The 17,261-nt window shown below is 74.4% G+C and carries 13 protein-coding genes and 1 pseudogene; 11 read left to right on the top strand and 3 right to left on the bottom strand.

What is annotated here, in order from left to right; all coding sequences use genetic code 11:
* Positions 1–47 precede the first annotated feature (47 nt).
* The 7 genes and pseudogenes from ACQEVS_RS16350 (at position 48) to ACQEVS_RS16320 (ending at position 7,204) form a co-directional block, all read left to right on the top strand.
* Positions 48–1,622 (top strand): MFS transporter, encoded by a 1,575-nt coding sequence (locus ACQEVS_RS16350; RefSeq protein WP_433021100.1) that lies wholly within the window; start codon positions 48–50, stop codon positions 1,620–1,622.
* A gap of 44 nt (positions 1,623–1,666) precedes the next feature.
* Positions 1,667–2,080, top strand: a complete 414-nt coding sequence (locus ACQEVS_RS16345) for a DUF3151 domain-containing protein (RefSeq protein ID WP_433021098.1) — start codon at positions 1,667–1,669, stop codon at positions 2,078–2,080.
* Positions 2,081–2,331: 251 nt separating this feature from the next.
* Positions 2,332–3,153: a tryptophan 2,3-dioxygenase gene (locus ACQEVS_RS16340; protein WP_433021096.1), complete on the top strand. Its 822-nt coding sequence runs from the start codon at positions 2,332–2,334 to the stop codon at positions 3,151–3,153.
* Positions 3,154–3,271: 118 nt separating this feature from the next.
* Positions 3,272–4,429 carry a kynureninase gene (gene kynU, locus ACQEVS_RS16335; RefSeq protein WP_433027608.1) on the top strand — a complete coding sequence of 386 codons (1,158 nt, stop codon included), beginning with the start codon at positions 3,272–3,274 and terminating at the stop codon, positions 4,427–4,429.
* A complete protein-coding gene (locus ACQEVS_RS16330; RefSeq protein ID WP_433021094.1) occupies positions 4,426–5,211 on the top strand; it encodes an alpha/beta hydrolase in 786 nt (261 codons plus the stop codon). Before kynU ends, ACQEVS_RS16330 begins: the two co-directional genes overlap by 4 nt.
* Positions 5,212–5,235: 24 nt before the next feature.
* Positions 5,236–6,548, top strand: a pseudogene (locus tag ACQEVS_RS16325) (sensor histidine kinase).
* A 29-nt stretch (positions 6,549–6,577) separates the two neighbouring features.
* Positions 6,578–7,204, top strand: a complete 627-nt coding sequence (locus tag ACQEVS_RS16320) for a response regulator (RefSeq protein WP_433027605.1) — start codon at positions 6,578–6,580, stop codon at positions 7,202–7,204.
* 184 nt (positions 7,205–7,388) lie between these two features.
* Here ACQEVS_RS16320 and ACQEVS_RS16315 read toward each other — a convergent pair whose 3' ends face one another.
* Positions 7,389–8,231, bottom strand: a complete 843-nt coding sequence (locus ACQEVS_RS16315; RefSeq protein WP_433021092.1) for a diacylglycerol kinase — start codon at positions 8,229–8,231, stop codon at positions 7,389–7,391.
* Positions 8,232–8,407: 176 nt separating this feature from the next.
* On the opposite strand from ACQEVS_RS16315, the gene ACQEVS_RS16310 reads away from it, so the two are divergent.
* On the top strand, positions 8,408–9,694 hold the full coding sequence (locus ACQEVS_RS16310) for an adenylosuccinate synthase (RefSeq protein WP_433021090.1): 1,287 nt from the start codon (positions 8,408–8,410) through the stop codon (positions 9,692–9,694).
* Positions 9,695–9,755: 61 nt separating this feature from the next.
* Here the strand turns inward: ACQEVS_RS16310 and ACQEVS_RS16305 are convergent, their stop codons facing one another.
* Positions 9,756–11,564 (bottom strand): serine/threonine-protein kinase, encoded by a 1,809-nt coding sequence (locus tag ACQEVS_RS16305; protein WP_433021088.1) that lies wholly within the window; start codon positions 11,562–11,564, stop codon positions 9,756–9,758.
* Positions 11,565–11,695: 131 nt separating this feature from the next.
* On the bottom strand, positions 11,696–11,899 hold the full coding sequence (locus tag ACQEVS_RS16300; protein ID WP_433021086.1) for a cold-shock protein: 204 nt from the start codon (positions 11,897–11,899) through the stop codon (positions 11,696–11,698).
* 425 nt (positions 11,900–12,324) lie between these two features.
* Here ACQEVS_RS16300 and ACQEVS_RS16295 point away from each other — a divergent pair, with 425 nt between their 5' ends.
* From ACQEVS_RS16295 to ACQEVS_RS16285, 3 genes are all read left to right on the top strand, one after another.
* Positions 12,325–13,680 carry an aspartate aminotransferase family protein gene (locus tag ACQEVS_RS16295; RefSeq protein ID WP_433021084.1) on the top strand — a complete coding sequence of 452 codons (1,356 nt, stop codon included), beginning with the start codon at positions 12,325–12,327 and terminating at the stop codon, positions 13,678–13,680.
* 196 nt (positions 13,681–13,876) lie between these two features.
* The gene (locus ACQEVS_RS16290) at positions 13,877–14,548 is read left to right on the top strand and encodes a GntR family transcriptional regulator (protein WP_433021082.1); all 672 of its coding nucleotides are present in this window, start codon (positions 13,877–13,879) and stop codon (positions 14,546–14,548) included.
* Positions 14,549–14,729: 181 nt separating this feature from the next.
* Entirely contained in the window at positions 14,730–17,201 is a 2,472-nt protein-coding gene (locus ACQEVS_RS16285; protein ID WP_433021080.1) for a dolichyl-phosphate beta-glucosyltransferase, read from the top strand.
* The last annotated feature ends 60 nt before the right edge of the window (positions 17,202–17,261 follow it).

Here is a 17,261-nt window from a genome sequence, read left to right as displayed (position 1 = left end):
GGCCCTTTCGCATGGCCTCCCCGGGCGCCCCGGGAGACCATCGGAGCATGAGCGAGTCCGAGCGCGAGCGCGCGACCACCGTGCCCGGGGCACCGGACGCGGACACCGGCCCCGGGATCCGGATGGGCACGGCCACCGGACGGTTCGTGCTGCTCACGGCCGTCCTCGGGTCCGGCATGGCGATGCTGGACAGCACCGTCGTCAACGTCGCCCTGCCGCACATCGGCGCCGACCTCGGCGCCGACCTGGCCGTCCTCCAGTGGACGGTGAACGCCTACATGCTCACTCTCGCCGGGCTGATCCTCCTCGGCGGATCGCTCGGCGACCGGTTCGGGCGACGGCGGGTGTTCGTCGTCGGCGTGGTGTGGTTCGCGCTCGCCTCCCTGCTCTGCGGGATCGCCCCGAACGCCGGGGTGCTGATCGCCGCCCGCGCGCTCCAGGGCGTCGGCGGTGCCCTGCTCACCCCCGGCTCCCTCGCCCTCCTCCAGTCCGTGTTCCGGCCCGACGACCGGGCCGCCGCTGTGGGCGCCTGGTCAGGCTTGGGCGGCGTGGCCTCGGCGATCGGCCCGTTCGTGGGCGGCTGGCTGGTGGACGGGCCCGGCTGGCGCTGGGTCTTCCTGATCAACCTGCCGGTCGCGGCCGTCTGCGTCCCGGTGGCCCTCCGCCACGTCCCCGAGACCCGGGACCCCACGGCCCGCGGCCGCTTCGACGCGACCGGTGCCGCCCTCGGCGCGCTGGCCCTCGCCCTGGTCACCTACGCCCTGATCGCCGCCCCCGACCGGGGAGCGTCCCCCTGGGTCATCGGCCCGGCCGTCGCCGGAGTGCTGCTCGGCGCCCTCTTCGTGTACGTCGAGGGGCGCCTCGCCGAGCCGATGCTGCCGCCGGGCATCTTCGCGATCCGTACCTTCTCGGCGGTCAACGCCGTCACCGTCTGCGTCTACGCGGCCTTCAGCGGCTTCTTCTTCCTCTCCGTGCTCCAGCTCCAGATCGTCGCCGGCTGGTCCGCGCTGGCCGCCGGCACCGCGCTACTGCCCACCACGGTCCTGATGCTGCTGCTCTCCTCCCGCGCGGGCCGGTTCGGGCAGGCGATCGGTCCCCGGCTGCCCCTCACCGCCGGGCCGCTGCTGTGCGCGGCGGGCATGCTGCTGATGACGCGGGCCGGAGCGGGCGCCGTCTACTGGCGGGACGTGCTGCCCGCCCTCGTCGTCCTGGGCCTCGGCATGACCCTCCTCGTCGCCCCGCTCACCGCCACCGTCCTGGCCTCGGTCGACGTCGGCCGGGCCGGCCTGGCCAGCGGCATCAACAACGCCGCCGCCCGGGCCGCCGGCCTCGTCGCGGTGGCGGCGCTGCCGCTGCTCGCCGGGATGGGCCCCGAGGCGTACCGCGACCCCGGCGCGTTCGGCAGCGCCTTCCGGCGGGCGATGGCCTGGTGTGCCGGGTCGCTGGTGGTGGGCGCGGCCCTGGCCTGGACGACGATCCGGGAGCCGCGGCGCGGCGGCCGCCACCCCGAGTGCGACTTCCACTGCGGGGTGACCGCCCCTCCGCTGGATCCCGGGGAGAATGGATCCCGTCGGTCGCCGGGCCCTGAGGCGCCGCCCGAGCCGCCGGCGGAGCCGGGGTGACGCCTCTCCTGGCGCGCCTGCGGCGACAGTGCAGACTGGAGCCCATGGCCATTCACCAGAACCTGCTCGGGGGACCGCCCCCGACCCACCTGCCCGACGACCCCGAGCCGCGCGAACTGCTCGCCTCCGGCGCCGCGCCCTCCGAGGTCGCCGCCAAGTACCCCGCCTCCTCGCTCGCCTGGGCGCAGCTCGCCGACGAGGCGTTCGAGGCCGGCCGGGTCGTCGAGTCGTACGCCTACGCCCGCACCGGCTACCACCGCGGCCTCGACGCGCTCCGGCGCAGCGGGTGGAAGGGGCACGGGCCGGTGCCGTTCGAGCACGAGCCGAACCGCGGGTTCCTGCGGGCGCTGCACGCGCTCGCCCGCGCCGCGCAGGCGATCGGGGAGCAGGAGGAGTACGAGCGGTGCTCGGCGTTCCTGCGGGACAGCTCGCCTACGGCGGCGAGCACGCTGGGCTGAGCCGCCTGCGGCGGGTTGGTGCCCCGGTCCCTCCCTTTCCCCGTTTCCCGGGGCAAGCCCCCGGACCCCCTGAAACCGCGCTCCGCGCGGTTGTCCTCAAACGCCGGACGGGCCGCAAGGCGCGTCCGGCGCTTGCCTCTTGCGGGCGCGCCCCCAGGGACGCATGATGCGAACAGGGGACCGGGGCTCCAACGCGACGGAAAGGGGCGGACCGCTACCCGGAAGCCGCATGCAGTGCCGAGGAGCCCACGATGCCGCAGCCGCCCACGCCCCCCTCCCTTGAGTTCGAGGCCACGACGCCCTACGAGGACTACGTCCGCGCCGAGGTCCTCTCCAGCCTCCAGCACCCGGTCACCGACGATCCCGGGGAGCTCGCGTTCCTCGTCACCACCCAGGTGATGGAGCTGTGGTTCACGCTCCTCGTCCGCGAGTGGGAGACCGCCGCCCGCGCGCTGCGCGGGGACGACCTGCCCACGGCGCTGGCCGCGCTGGAACGGTCGGTGCACGAGCTGGGTTCGCTCAACGCCTCCTGGGAGCCCGTCGCCCGGCTGACGCCCGCCCAGTTCAACCGGTTCCGGCCGGCGCTCGGCGAGGCGTCCGGGTTCCAGTCGGCCATGTACCGCCGGGTGGAGTTCCTGCTCGGCGAGAAGACCACGTCCCTGCTGGTGCCGTACCGCAACGTGCCGCGCGTCCACGCCCGGCTGGAGAAGGCGCTGCACGAACCGTCCCTGTACGACGAGGCGTTGCGCTGGCTCGCCCGGCGCGGCCACCCGGTGCCCCGCGCGGTGCTCGACCGGGATGTGACCGCGCGCTACGCACCGGATCCGGGCGTGGAGGAGGTGTGGCGGCGCGTCTACGCCGGCGACCAGGGCGCCGACGAGTGCCGGCTCGGCGAGCAGCTGACCGAGATCGCCGAGCGGGTGTGGCGCTGGCGCAACGACCATCTGATCGCCACCCGGCGGGCGATGGGCGCCAAACCGGGCAGCGGCGGCTCGTCGGGCGTCGCCTGGCTGGAGAAACGGGCCGCCAAGACGGTGTTCCCGGAGCTGTGGACGGCGCGCGGCCGTGTCTGACGCGGACGGACGTGCCGCTGACGAATGCGAGGCCGGCGAACGCTCCGCTGACGGACGCGCCGCCGTCGAACGCGACACTGACGAACGCGCCGCCGAACCCGCCCCCGACGCCGCGCGCCTGGACGCCGCCGACGAACTCGGCGGCAAGCGCGCCGCGTTCGAACTCGACGACGACACCGTCTACCTCGACGGCAACTCCCTCGGCGCCCTGCCGCGCACCGTCGCCCCCCGCCTCGCCGACGTCGTCCGCCGCGAGTGGGGGCGGCTGCGGATCCGCTCCTGGGAGGAGTCCGGCTGGTGGGCCGCGCCCGAGCGCGTCGGCGACCGGATCGGGCGGCTGGTCGGGGCCGCGCCCGGGCAGGTGGTGGTGGGCGACTCGACCAGCGTCAACGTCTTCAAGGCCGTGGTCGCCGCCGTCCGACTGGCGGGGGACGGCCGCGACGAGATCCTCGTCGACGCCGCGACGTTCCCGACCGACGGCTACATCGCCGGCTCCGCCGCCCGGCTGACGGGCCACCGGATCCGTGCCGTCCCCGCCGCCGACATCGCCGCCGCGGCCGGCCCGCGGACCGCCGCCGCCCTGGTCAACCACGTCGACTACCGCACCGGCCGGCTCCACGACCTGCCCGGCACCACCGCCGCCCTGCACGCCGCCGGCGCGCTGGCCGTCTGGGACCTGTGCCACAGCGCGGGCGCGCTGCCCGTCGGACTGGACGAGCACGGCGTGGACCTCGCGGTCGGCTGCACGTACAAGTACCTGAACGGCGGCCCCGGTTCGCCCGCGTTCCTCTACGTCCGCCGCGACCACCAGGACCGCTTCGACTCCCCGCTGCCCGGCTGGAACTCGCACGCCGACCCCTTCGGCATGGACCCCGCCTTCCGGCCGGCCGACGGCGCGGCCCGCGGCCGGACCGGGACGCCCGAGATCCTCTCCCTGCTGGCGCTGGACGCCGCGCTGGACGTCTGGGCCGGCGTCGACCTCGCCGCCGTCCGCGCCAAGAGCCTCGCGCTCACCGACTTCTTCCTGCGCCGCGTGGCCGCGCTCGTCCCGCCCGGCCGGGTGGAGCCCGTCACCCCCGCCGCGCACGCCGAGCGCGGCAGCCAGGTGTCGCTGCGCTGCCCGTCGGGCGCGGAGGACGTCATGGCCGCGCTGGTGCGGCGCGGCGTCGTCGGCGACTTCCGCCGCCCGGACGTGCTCCGATTCGGCTTCGCGCCGCTGTACACCACCTTCGCGGAGGCCGAGCGGGCGGCGCGGACCCTCGCGGAGGTGCTGTGAAGGGCGAGGAAGAGGCGCTGTTCGGGCTCCCGTACGTCCCGCCCGACGCCACCACCGCCTACGGTCCGCACCCCGACCAGCTCGTCGACCACTACCTGCCCCGCGGCATGCCCAACGGCGTCCGCGTCACCCTGCTGCACGGCGGCTTCTGGCGCGCCGCGTACGACCGCCGGCACCTCGCCCCGCTCGCGGCCGCGCTGGCCGCGCGCGGGTTCGACACCGCCCTCGCGGAGTACCGGAGGGTCGGCGGCGGGGGCGGCTGGCCCGCCACCTTCGACGACGTGCGGTCCGCCCTCGCCGCCGGACCGCCGAGCACCCGGCCGCACGTCCTCGTCGGCCACTCGGCCGGCGGCCACCTCGCACTGTGCGCCGCCGCGCGGGAGGACGCGGGCGTGGACGCGGTGGTGGCCGTCGCCGCCGTCGCCGACCTGGCCCGGGCCCGGCGGCTGGGGACCGGCGGCGGCGCCGTCGACGCGCTGCTCGGCGACCGTCCGGCGGCGGAGGCCGACCCGGCGCTGCTGCGGCCCCGCGTCCCCGTCACCCTGCTGCACGGCTCGGCCGACCCCGAGGTGCCGGTGGAGCTGTCCCACCGCTACGCCGTCGCCGCCCGGCTGCTGGGCACGGCCGAACTGCGCGTCCTGCCCGGCGTCGGGCATTACGCGCCGGTCACGCCCGGCACCCCGGCCTGCGACGCGTTGCTGGTGGCCGTCGCGTCGTGCGTCCGTCCGGAGCCCGGCACCGGCCGCGTAGTACTTGAGACGGACACCGACGGATCCCCATGAACGGGGACGACGTACGCCGTCCGGATGCTTACGGTGGAACGCGTGAACCATTCCCCCGGGACGACCCTCCGCAGTGAGCTGCTCGTGCTGAAGAGCGCCCTCGACGGCATCCACCGCGACCTCTTCGCCGGCGCCTTCGCCTTCCGGCCGCTGGCGCCGCTCGCGGACGGCAGCCGGCTCCTCGCCGTGGTGCCGCGCGCGACCCGCCGCTACGTCCGGTGGCTGCCGCACGCCGCACTGGTGACGTTCACCGTGTTCCTGATGTTCCAGGCACTGGTACAGGGGGGACGCCGGCGACCTCGCTGCTCGTCGGGGTGCCCATCCTGCTGACCCTGGTCCGGCCGATCGGCGCGTGGTGGTGCTCGGTCGCCGTGATCCTCCTGTCGAGCGCCGCGGTCACGGGGTCCGGCCTGTCGATGTCGATCCCGTTCGCCGTGCACGCCCTGGTCATGCTGCTCGTCGCGATGCGCAGCCGGCCGCGGGTGGCCGGCGAGATGTGGCTGGCGACGGCGGGCATCGGGGTCTTCCTGACCGTGATCCATCCGGTGCTCGCCGGCTCCTCGCTCTTCGAGTACCTCGTCGTCACCGGGGTCCTGCTCTTCGCGGTCCTCGCGTTCCGCGTGCTGCGGGAATCGCGGGAGCAGGTGGCCGTCCAGACGGCCGTCACCGAGGTCGAGCGGTCCCGGCGGACCGTCCTGGAGGAGCGCACGACCATCGCCCGCGAGCTGCACGACGTCGTCGCGCACCACATGTCCGTCGTCGCCATCCAGGCCGAGGCGGCCCCCTACCGCGTCCAGGACACCCCGCCCGAGCTGGCCGCCGCGTTCGCCACCATCCGCGAGAACGCCGTGGCCGCCCTCACCGAGCTGCGCCGCGTCCTCGGCGTCATCCGTTCCGACAGCTCCGACGTCCTCGACGGGCCCGAGGCCCCGCAGCCGACCCTGGACGCGCTGGACGGCCTGCTGGCCAACGTCCGGCAGGCCGGGCTGACCGTCGAGCACGTCGTCACCGGCGCGGTGCGGCCGCTGCCGCAGGGCGTGGAGCTCTCCGCGTACCGCATCGTCCAGGAGGCGCTGAGCAACGTCCTGCGGCACGCGCCCGGCTCCACGGCGCGCGTCGAGGTCTCGTACGTCCTCGGCGGGCTCGGCCTGCGCGTCGTCAACGGGCCGCCCGACCGGACCGCCAAGCCGTCGCCCGGCGCCGGCCACGGCGTCCTCGGCATGCGCGAGCGCGTCGGCATGCTCGGCGGGGAGATGACGGCCGAGCCGACGGCGGACGGCGGCTACGAGGTCAGCGCCTTCCTGCCCGTCGACGTCCGGGCGGAGGCCGCCGCGTGAGCATCCGGGTGCTGATCGTCGACGATCAGATGATGGTGCGCGAGGGCTTCTCCGTGCTGCTCAACGCCCAGTCCGACATCGAGGTCGTCGGCGAGGCGGTGGACGGGCGCCAGGCGCTGGAAAAGGTCGCGGAGCTGCGGCCCGACGTCGTCCTCATGGACATCCGGATGCCCGGGCTCAACGGAATCGACGCGACCCGGGAGATCGTCGCCGCCGACGCGGACGCGAAGGTGCTCGTGCTCACCACCTTCGACCTGGACGAATACGTCTACCAGGCGCTGCGCGCCGGGGCGAGCGGCTTCCTGCTCAAGGACGCGTCCGCCCGGCAGCTCGCCGACGGCGTCCGCGTCGTCGCCGCCGGCGAGGCGCTGCTCGCCCCGACCGTCACCAAGCGGCTCATCCACGAGTTCTCGCGGCTCGGCACGCCGCGGCAGCCCACGCAGGAGCGGATCGGGGAGCTCACGGAGCGGGAGACGGAGGTGTTGGTGCTGGTCGCCCAGGGGCGGTCGAACGCGGAGATCGCGTCGTATCTGGTCGTCGCCGAGTCGACGGTGAAGACGCATGTGAGCCGGATCCTGGTGAAGTTGGGGTTGCGGGACCGGACGCAGGCCGCGGTGTTCGCGTACGAGGCGGGGTTGATCACGCCGGGTGGGTAGCGGGCGGGGGCGCCTGCGGCGGGCTGTGCCCCGGTCCCGCCCCTTCGCCGATTCCTGGGGCTGCGCCCCAGACCCCGCTTTTCGCGGCTTCGCCGCTCGTCCTCAAGCGCCGGACGGGCTGGATAGCGCGCCCGGGCGCACTCTTCAGTCTGGGTGCCCCCTCTGGGGGAGGGACCGGGGCCCCTCACCCCGGCAGCGTCAGCCGCCACGCCTCCCCCACCGCCGTCCACGTCCGTTCCCCCACCGGCCCCCGCAGCCGCTCGTCGGCCCGGTACCGGAAGTCGGGGCCGGACAGGGTGACGGACCGCGCGCGGCAGAGCAGCGGCCCGGCAGCTCCCTGCGGCTGCACGGACACCTCCGCCAAGCCCCCGGCCGCCGTGACAGCCACCCGCTCCAGCGGGTGCTCCTCGTCGGCCAGCAGCACCCCGTCCGCCTCCACCCGCAGCCGGGGCCCGGTCCCGGGGCGGGCCGCCGGGCGGGAGAGCAGGGCCAGGGCCGTGCGGGCCGTGCGGGCGGCGGGGGACCACCACGGGCGGTACGCCGGGCGGGCCGCCGCCGGGTAGCCGGTCCGGGTCCGCGGCCGTTCCGCGGGCGCCCAGAGCCCGCCGAGCACCACGCCGTCGTCCTCGTCGGCCAGCAGGCCCAGCCGCCGTTCGACGCCGTCCAGCACCGCTCGGGCCGCCGCCACGGCGCCCGGGGGCACGCCCAGCGCGCGGGCGACCGACAGGGCGGGCAGCGGGCCGACGGGCACCCAGGCGAGGGACGCGTCCATCAGCTCCCGCTCCCGGTGCAGCAGGCCGACGACCCGCAGTAAGGCCCGGTCGTCGCCGACGATGACCGTCCGCCGCCGGCCGCGCCGGGCGACCGCCCGCGCGACCTCGCCGGGGCCGTCCGGGAGGCAGATTCTGGCCATCGACCCGGCCGTCAGCACGTCCTTGGCGATCCGCACGGATTCACCGTCCACGCGCCGCGCGACCGGGTCGACGACGATCAGCAGCTGCTGTCCAGTCGGGTCTGCAGCCGACACGTTCGTCCTTCCTCAGGTAACCTCTCGGTGCAAGAGCCCCTGTCGCTGTTGCGCCAGGGGCTTCGTCTATCCGGGGCACCGGTTCGACGGCTCTCGCGGTGGTGGACGCCCTGAAACATGGGCTCACGCCACCCGTCGCACGTTGGACATGCCCCGCCCGGAAGGGGTGTACGCCTGTGCCCGCACTTGTGCTGCTCGGTGCTCAGTGGGGTGACGAGGGCAAGGGAAAGGCCACCGACCTGCTCGGTGGCTCCGTGGACTATGTGGTGCGTTACCAAGGCGGCAACAACGCCGGTCACACGGTGGTCGTCGGTGACCAGAAATACGCGCTGCATCTCCTCCCTTCCGGGATCCTCTCGCCGGGGTGCACCCCGGTCATCGGCAACGGCGTCGTCGTCGACCCGGCGGTCCTGCTCTCCGAGCTGAGCGGGCTGAACGAGCGCGGCGTCGACACGTCGAAGCTCCTGGTCAGCGGTAACGCGCACCTGATCACGCCGTACCACACGACGGTCGACAAGGTGACGGAACGCTTCCTCGGGAAGCGGAAGATCGGCACCACCGGCCGCGGCATCGGCCCGACCTACGCCGACAAGATCAACCGCGTGGGCATCCGGGTCCAGGACCTCTACGACGAGTCGATCCTGACCCAGAAGGTCGAGGCGGCCCTCGACTTCAAGAACCAGATCCTGGCGAAGCTCTACAACCGCCGGGCGATCGAGCCGGCCCGCATCGTCGAGGAGATGCTCGGCTACGCGGAGCAGATCAAGCCGTTCGTGGCCGACACCACGCTGGTCCTGAACAACGCCATCGACGAGGGCAAGGTCGTCCTCTTCGAGGGCGGCCAGGGCACCCTGCTGGACGTCGACCACGGCACGTACCCCTTCGTGACCTCCTCGAACCCGACCGCGGGCGGCGCCTGCACGGGTGCGGGCGTCGGCCCCACGAAGATCAACCGGGTGATCGGCATCCTCAAGGCGTACACCACCCGCGTGGGCGCCGGCCCGTTCCCGACCGAGCTGTTCGACGAAGACGGCGAGAAGCTCCGCACCATCGGCGGCGAGCGCGGTGTCACCACCGGCCGCGACCGCCGCTGCGGCTGGTTCGACGCGGTGATCGCCCGCTACGCGACCCGCGTCAACGGCCTCACGGACTTCTTCCTCACCAAGCTCGACGTGCTCACCGGCTGGGAGCAGATCCCGGTCTGCGTCGCGTACGAGATCGACGGCAAGCGCGTCGAGGAGCTGCCCTACAGCCAGACCGACTTCCACCACGCGAAGCCGGTCTACGAGATGCTGCCGGGCTGGTCCGAGGACATCAGCAAGGCCAAGACCTTCTCCGACCTGCCGAAGAACGCCCAGGCGTACGTGAAGGCGCTGGAGGAGATGTCCGGCGCCCCGATCTCCGCCATCGGCGTCGGCCCGGGCCGCACCGAGACGATCGAGATCAACTCGTTCCTGTCGTAACGGGAGCGGGGTACGGGGAGCGCCCCGGCGGCCGTCACGGCCGCCGGGGCGCTCCGCGTTCTCACTGCTTGGAGTAGACCAGCGAGGCGTCCTTCGTCCCCGAGGCGATGAAGTCGCGCCGCATCCGGCCGTCCGGCAGGAGGACCAGTTCCGAGGAGTCCCCCGGCTGGCAGGCGGAGGTGGGCTGGGCGCTGGTGACGGTGGACGGGCCGAGGACCAGGGGGACGGGGGTGGTGGCGTCGGCGCCGCCGGTCACGGTGGCCTGCCAGGCGCAGTGGTAGTCCGTGCCGTCGTCCAGGGTGCCGTCGCCGGTGATCTCGACCAGGGCGCCCGAGACGCCCGGCCGGACGGAGAGGACGCGCTTGCTGCGGTGCCCGGCGGTGCCGAACTCCGACTGCCAGGTGCCCTTGTACCGCTCGACGCCGGTGGCCGTCGGCGTCGCGGAGGGGCTGGTGGAGGGCGTCGGCGGAGTGCCGCCGGTGCCGGGGGCGGCCTTGGTGCCGCCACCGCTCCGCGGGGCCGCGGTCGGGGCGGGGGACGCCTTGGTCCCGGACTGGTGCTTCACCACGTACACCGTCCCGGCGCCCGCCAGCAGCCCGGCCGCCGCGATGGCGACGAGGGCCAGCGGCTTGCGGGACCGGGACGCCGGTGCCGCCGGAGCCGGCTGGTACGCGGCGGGCGGCGGGCCGTACGGGCCGGGGTGCTGCGGGTAGCCGTAGCCCGGCGGCGGGGTGTGAGGACCGGGGCCGCCGTGGCCGGGATGGACGACGGACGTGGTGGCGGCGGTGGCGGTCCCGGGGTCCGGCGGCGGGTACCCGGGCGGCAGGGTCCCCGGCGTGAGCGGGACGACGTCCGTGCGCCGTTCGGACGCGGACGTCCCGGAAGCAGGTGTTCCGGAAGCGGGTATCCCGGACGTGGATATGGGTCCCGGCGGCGGGTCGACATCGACCGGGTCCTCGGCGTCGAGCAGCCCCACCGCGTGCCGGCCCAGCTGGGCGACGAGCCCGGCCGGCAGCCACGGCTCGGCGGACCGCAGGTCGGCCAGCTCCTCGCGGGCGCCGGTGCGTTCCAGCACCTGCTCGGTGGTGGGCCGGGCGGCGGGGTCCTTGGCCAGGCAGTCGGCGATCAGCGGAAGCAGCGGCTCCGGAACGCCGACGAGGTCCGGCTCCTCCTCCGCGACCCGGAACATCAGGGCGTGGACGCCGCTGTCGGACGTCCCGAAGGGCATCCGCCCGGTCGCCGCGTAGGCGAGCACCGAGCCCATGCAGAACACGTCGCTGGCCGGCGTCACCTCGCGGCCGCGCACCTGCTCGGGCGACATGAAGCCGGGGGAACCCACGGCCGCGCCGGTGCGGGTGAGGCCGTCCCCGTCGGTGACGGTCTCCAGGGCGCGCGCGATGCCGAAGTCGATGACGCGCGGCCCGTCCAGCGTGATCAGCACGTTGGACGGCTTGAGGTCGCGGTGGACGATGCCCGCGGCGTGGACGGCCTGGAGGGCGCGGGCGAGCCCCGCCGCCAGGATCCGGACGGTACGTTCGGGCAGCGGCCCGAAGTCGCGTCCGATGACCTGCCGCAGGGAGGGCCCGGCGATATAGCCGGTGGCGACCCAGGGCACCGCCGCCTCCGTGTCGGCGTCCAGGACGGGGGCGGTCCACTCCCCGCCCACCCGGCGGGCCGCCCGCACCTCGCGCCGGAAGCGGTCGCGGAATTCCTCCCGGCCGGCCAGCTCCGGCTGGACGAGTTTGACCGCGACCGTACGGCCGCGGTCCGAGCGGGCCAGATAGACCCGGCCCATGCCGCCCGCGCCGAGCCGGCGGAGCAGCCGGTAGGCGCCGAGTGTGCGTGGGTCTTCGGGCGACAGGGCATCCATGCCGTCAGCACTCCTTCCCCCCGTGATTTCCCCCGTTGTTCCAGAGCCGGAGGATAGTCGTACGGCAAGAAGGCCGGAGCCCCGCACGGGAAAGTGCGGGGCTCCGGCCTCCTGTCCGGGGCGCTGCCGGTTCAGGTGGGGAGGATGTTCTCCGCCTGCGGTCCCTTGTGGCCCTGGGTGATGTCGAAGGTGACCTTCTGGCCCTCCGTCAGTTCCCGGAAGCCGGTGGTCGCGATGTTGGAGTAGTGCGCGAAGACGTCGGCGCCGCCGCCGTCCTGCTGGATGAAGCCGAAGCCCTTCTCCGAGTTGAACCATTTCACGATGCCGGTAGCCAAGGTGACTCCTCGATAGGTGGGTGCGCGAAAATTCCGCGACGGCGCGGAATTCCTGGGACGGGGGCTGGGAGGGGGTTCCGGAGGGCCGGGGGCCGGGGTCCGGAAAGAAAAGTGCGCCCGAGGTCACAGACCGTCGGGCGCACATGTCGTATGGGTACCACCACTGCAACTCGCGACGAACGTAGCATGCGAAACCGAGGCGAATCGGGATTTCCGGTGCGGTGATTCGCGGGGCGCGGCAGCCGCGTGAACGGCGCGCGGATCCGGCAGTGTGTCGCCGTGCGTGCCGGGTTCCTGACAGTGTGCCGGTGCCTCCCGACGTGCCGGGACCGTACGCTGGGCCCGCGTCAGCGCAGGACAGCCCCCTGGCCGCGAGGGCGGGGGAGCATCCGTCAGAGAACCGCCGAACCGCCGAGGTCGCCGCCGTGAGCACGCAGCCCGATCCGTCCCGAGGTGCCGCCGTCAAGGCCGCCGACCGGGCCCACGTCTTCCACTCCTGGTCCGCCCAGGCCCTCATCGACCCGCTCGCCGTCGCGGGCGCCGAGGGCTCGTACTTCTGGGACCACGACGGCAACCGCTATCTCGACTTCTCCTCCCAGCTCGTCAACACCAACATCGGCCACCAGCACCCCAAGGTCGTCGAGGCCGTCCGGGAGCAGGCCGCGCGGCTGTGCACGATCGCGCCCGGCTTCGCCGTCGACGTCCGCGGGGAGGCGGCCCGGCTGATCGCCGAGCGGACGCCCGGCGACCTGGACAAGATCTTCTTCACCAACGGCGGTGCCGAGGCCGTCGAGAACGCCGTCCGCATGGCCCGGCTGCACACCGGGCGGACCAAGGTGTTCAGCGCCTACCGCTCGTACCACGGCGCCACCGCCGCCGCGATCAACCTCACCGGCGACCCGCGCCGCTGGCCGTCCGACACCGCCTCCGCCGGGGTGGTGCACTTCTGGGCCCCCTTCCTCTACCGCTCCCCGTTCCACGCGGAGACCGAGGAGCAGGAGTGCGAGCGGGCCCTGCGGCACCTGGAGGACACGCTGGTCTTCGAGGGGCCGCGGACCGTCGCGGCGATCGTCCTGGAGACCGTGCCCGGCACGGCGGGGATCATGGTCCCGCCGCCCGGCTACCTGCCCGGAGTGCGGAAGCTGTGCGACAAGTACGGCGTCGTCCTGATCCTCGACGAGGTGATGGCCGGTTTCGGCCGTACCGGCCGCTGGTTCGCCGCCGACCACTGGGACGTCGTCCCGGACCTGCTGACCTTCGCCAAGGGCGTCAACTCCGGTTACGTCCCGCTCGGCGGCGTCGCCATCTCCGCCGAGATCGCCGCCACCTTCGACCACCGCCCCTACCCGGGCGGCCTGACCTACTCCGGGCACCCGCTGGCCTGCGCCGCCGCCGTGGCGACGATCGGGGCGATGGCCGAGGAGGGCATCGTCGAGAACGCCGCCCGCATCGGCGAGGAGGTCCTCGGCCCCGGGCTGCGGGAGCTCGCCGAGCGCCACCCGTCGGTGGGCGAGGTGCGCGGCACCGGCGTCTTCTGGGCGCTGGAGCTGGTCCGCGACCGCGCCACCCGGGAGCCCTTGGTCCCGTACAACGCCTCGGGGGAGGACAACGCCCCGATGGCCGCCTTCACCGCGGCCTGCCGTGCCGCGGGGCTGTGGCCGTTCGTCAACATGAACCGGACACACGCCGTCCCGCCGTGCACCGTCACCGAGACGGAGGCCAAGGACGGCCTCGCCCTGCTGGACGAGGCGCTCACCGTGGCCGACACGTACACCGGCTGACGGGCGCCGGGGGTCCTGCGGGGACCTTCCGGGCCTCTCCCGCGTCGCTCCCGAGTCGTTCCAGGGCCCTCCCGCGCCCCTTCCGCATCCGTTCCGCGTACGGACGGGCCGGTACGCTCCCCGGCGGCCCTCGCCTATCTTGTTGCGAGGGCCGTTCGCGCGCCGGCGCGCGGTCACGGAAGGGGAGACGGACACCATGCCCGGCAGCGACGCTGTCAAGCGCACGACGCTGCGCTCACAGATCGCCGACGCCCTGCGCGAGGAGGTCATCGCGGGCCGGCTCCCGGCGGGACGGCAGTTCACCGTCAAGGAGATAGCCGAGAGCTACGGGGTCTCGGCCACCCCCGTCCGCGAGGCGCTGCTCGACCTGTGCTCCCAGGGCCTGCTCCACGTCGAGCTGCACAAGGGCTACCGGGTGCGGGAGTTCTCGTACGCGGACTTCCTGGCCATGGTCGAGGCGCGCACGATGATGCTGGAGGGGATGTACCGGCACGCCACCGAGCAGGCCCTGAGCGCCGCCACCCCGGCCGTCCTGGCCTCCGTCCGGCGGCGCGCGGAGGAGGCGGCCCGGGCCGCCGGCGCCGGGGAGCTCGACATCCTCATCGGCTACGACCTGCGCTTCTGGCGGGAGTTCGCGGCCCTCGTCGGCAACCCCTACATCTCCGACTTCCTGGACCGGGTGCGGGTGCAGTGCTGGGTCTTCATGGTGCCGCTGCTGCGCCGGGTCGGGGACCTGCGCGGACGGCTGTGGTGCGGGCACGTCGAGATGGTGGACGCGCTGGCCCGGCAGGAGGGCCGGGCGGTGCAGCGGATCATCACCGGGTACAACACGCACGCCCTGACGCTCATCAGGTCGCTGACGGGGTGAGGGTCGCCGGGGGCGTGGGCGGTGTGACCGGCGCGGGCGGACGGGCGGATGACCGACGTAGGGGCGGATTCCGGACACCTCCGGTCGAAGCGACCGGAACAGCGAGTATTTTCGGTCACTTTTCCGGGCCGATCGCATCAGGGTGTGCAACCCAACGATCACCCGGACACGTCTGGAAAGCATGACGTCCCAGAACCCTCCGCCGCGGCCCGCCGACGGACCCCCCGCCGCCGGCTCCGTCGGCCTGTCCGTGGTCGTCCCGGCCTACAACGAGGAGGACCGCCTCGCCCCCAGCCTCAAGGCGATCCGCGCCCACCTCGACGCGGAGGGTCCGGACAGCTGGGAACTGATCGTCGTGGACGACGGGTCGACGGACGGCACGGCCGACGTGGTCCGGGCCGCCGCCGCCGAGGACCCCCGCGTCCGGCTGCTCGGCTCGCCCGCCAACCGCGGGAAGGGGCACGCCGTCCGCACCGGCGTGCTGGCCTCGCGCGGCCGGCGCGTCCTGGTCACCGACGCCGACCTGGCCGCCCCCATCGCGGAACTGCCGCTCCTGACCGCCCGGCTGGACGAGGGCGCCGCCGCGGCCGTCGGCTCCCGGGCGCTGCCGGGATCGCGCATAGGCATCCGCCAGCACGCCCTGCGCGAGGCCCTGGGCCGGGCGGGCGCGGGCGTGATCCGCGCCCTGGCCGCGCCCGGGGTGCGGGACACCCAGTGCGGGTTCAAGCTCTTCGAGGGCGAACGGGCGCGGACCGCGTTCGCCGCGTCCCGGCTGAACGGCTGGGCCTTCGACGTCGAGATCCTGCGCTTCTTCCGCCAGCACGGCTGGACGGTCGCCGAGGTGCCCGTCCGCTGGGACCACCGGCCCGGCTCCAAGGTGCGCCCGCCGGCGTACGCCGCCGTCCTCGGCGATCTCGTGCGGCTGCGGATCCGGGCGGTCCACCCGTCCGGGCCCGCCATCGCCGGCCTCTACCTGCTGCTCGCCCTCTTCCTGTACGGCGGGCTGTGGGCCGCGCCGAACGCGGCGTACCTCGTCGACTCCGCCTCCGACCAGCAGCAGTGGGAGTGGTTCTTCGCGGTCACCGCGGACAACGTCGCCCACCTGCGCGATCCGCTCTTCACCGACCTCCAGAACCATCCCTACGGCGTCAACCTCATGGCCAACACGGCCATGCTGGGCGTCTCCGTCCCCCTCGCGCCCCTGACGCTGGCCCTGGGACCGCACGTCACCTGGGCGGTGGTGCTCACCGGCGGGGTGGCCGCCACGGCCTGGGCCTGGTACCGGCTGCTGGCGAAACGCTTCGTCCGTGAGCGGTGGGCGGCGGCGCTGGGCGGCGGGTTCTGCGCCTTCGCGCCGCCGATGGTCTCGCACGGCACCGCGCACCCCAACTTCGCCGTGCTGTTCGTGATCCCGCTGATCATCGAGCGGGCGCTGCGGCTCTGCGAGGGCCGGCGGGTCCGGCGCGACGGGGTGATCCTCGGCCTGCTCCTCGTCTACCAGGTCTTCCTCGGCGAGGAGGTACTGCTGCTGGCCGTGACCGGGCTGCTGCTGTTCGCCTTCGGGTACGCCGTGGCCGCGCCCGCGGCGGCGCGGGCGGCCGCCGGGCCGCTGCTGCGCGGGCTGGGCGTCGCGGCGGCGGTGGCGGTGCCGCTGCTGGCGGTGCCGCTGTACCGGCAGTTCTTCGGGGCGCAGAGCTACCACAGCGTGCTGCACGGGTCGGTCGGCAACAACCCGATGGCGCTGCTGGAGTTCGCGACCCGCTCGCTCGCCGGGGACGAGCACAAGGCGGCGGCGCTGTCCCTCAACCGGACCGAGGAGAACGCCTTCTTCGGCTGGCCGCTGGTGCTGCTGGCGGCCGTCCTCGTGGTCCGGATGCGGCGGCGGCCGCTGGTGCGGGCCCTGGGGTTCACCGCCCTGGCCGCCGCCGTGCTGTCGCTCGGGCGGGACATCCCGCTGCCGGGCACGGTCCACACGCTGCCCGGACCGTGGCGGGTCGTGGGCGAGCTGCCGCTGTTCGAGTCCGTCATCGAGTCCCGTACGGCCATGATCTGCGTCCCGGCCCTCGGCATCCTCCTCGCCCTCGCCTGCGACCGGGCGGCGGCCCGCCGGCCGCGCGACGAACGCGAGCGGAGCCGCCGGTTGCTCGCCTGGGCGGCGCTGGCCGCGGCGCTGGTGCCGCTGCTGCCGACGCCGTACCGGACCGTCGAGCGCGCGCCGGTGCCGGCGTTCGTCGCGGACGGGCACTGGCAGGACTACGTCCGGCCCGGCCGGACACTGGTGCCCGTGCCGGTGCCCGACCCGGGGCAGGTCGCGGCGCTGGACTGGCAGGTGCGGGCGGACTTCGGCTTCGCCCTGCCCGGCGGCTACTTCAACGGACCCTACGGAGCGGACCGGCGCGGCATCTACGGCCCGGTGCCCACGGTCACGTCCGAGCTGCTGAAGAAGGTCCGCGAGACCGGCCGGACGGCGGCCGTCGACGACCGGACGCGCCGTGCCTTCGGCCGGGACCTGGCCACCTGGCGGGCCGACGCCATCGTCCTGCCGCCGCAGGACCAGGGGACTCCGCTGCGGGAGACCCTGCAACGGCTGACCGGGCGGGCGCCGGAGCGGGTGGGCGGCGTCTGGGTGTGGGACGTGCGGGACGGGGTGTGAACCCCGGTGTTCCCCGGGGGATCCGGACGTGCCCGAAACCGGACGGAACCCGCTCCTCCA

This window comes from Streptomyces sp. CA-181903 (genome assembly GCF_050937075.1).
Taxonomy (GTDB): domain Bacteria; phylum Actinomycetota; class Actinomycetes; order Streptomycetales; family Streptomycetaceae; genus Streptomyces.
This window is presented reverse-complemented; position numbering and strand designations above follow the sequence as displayed.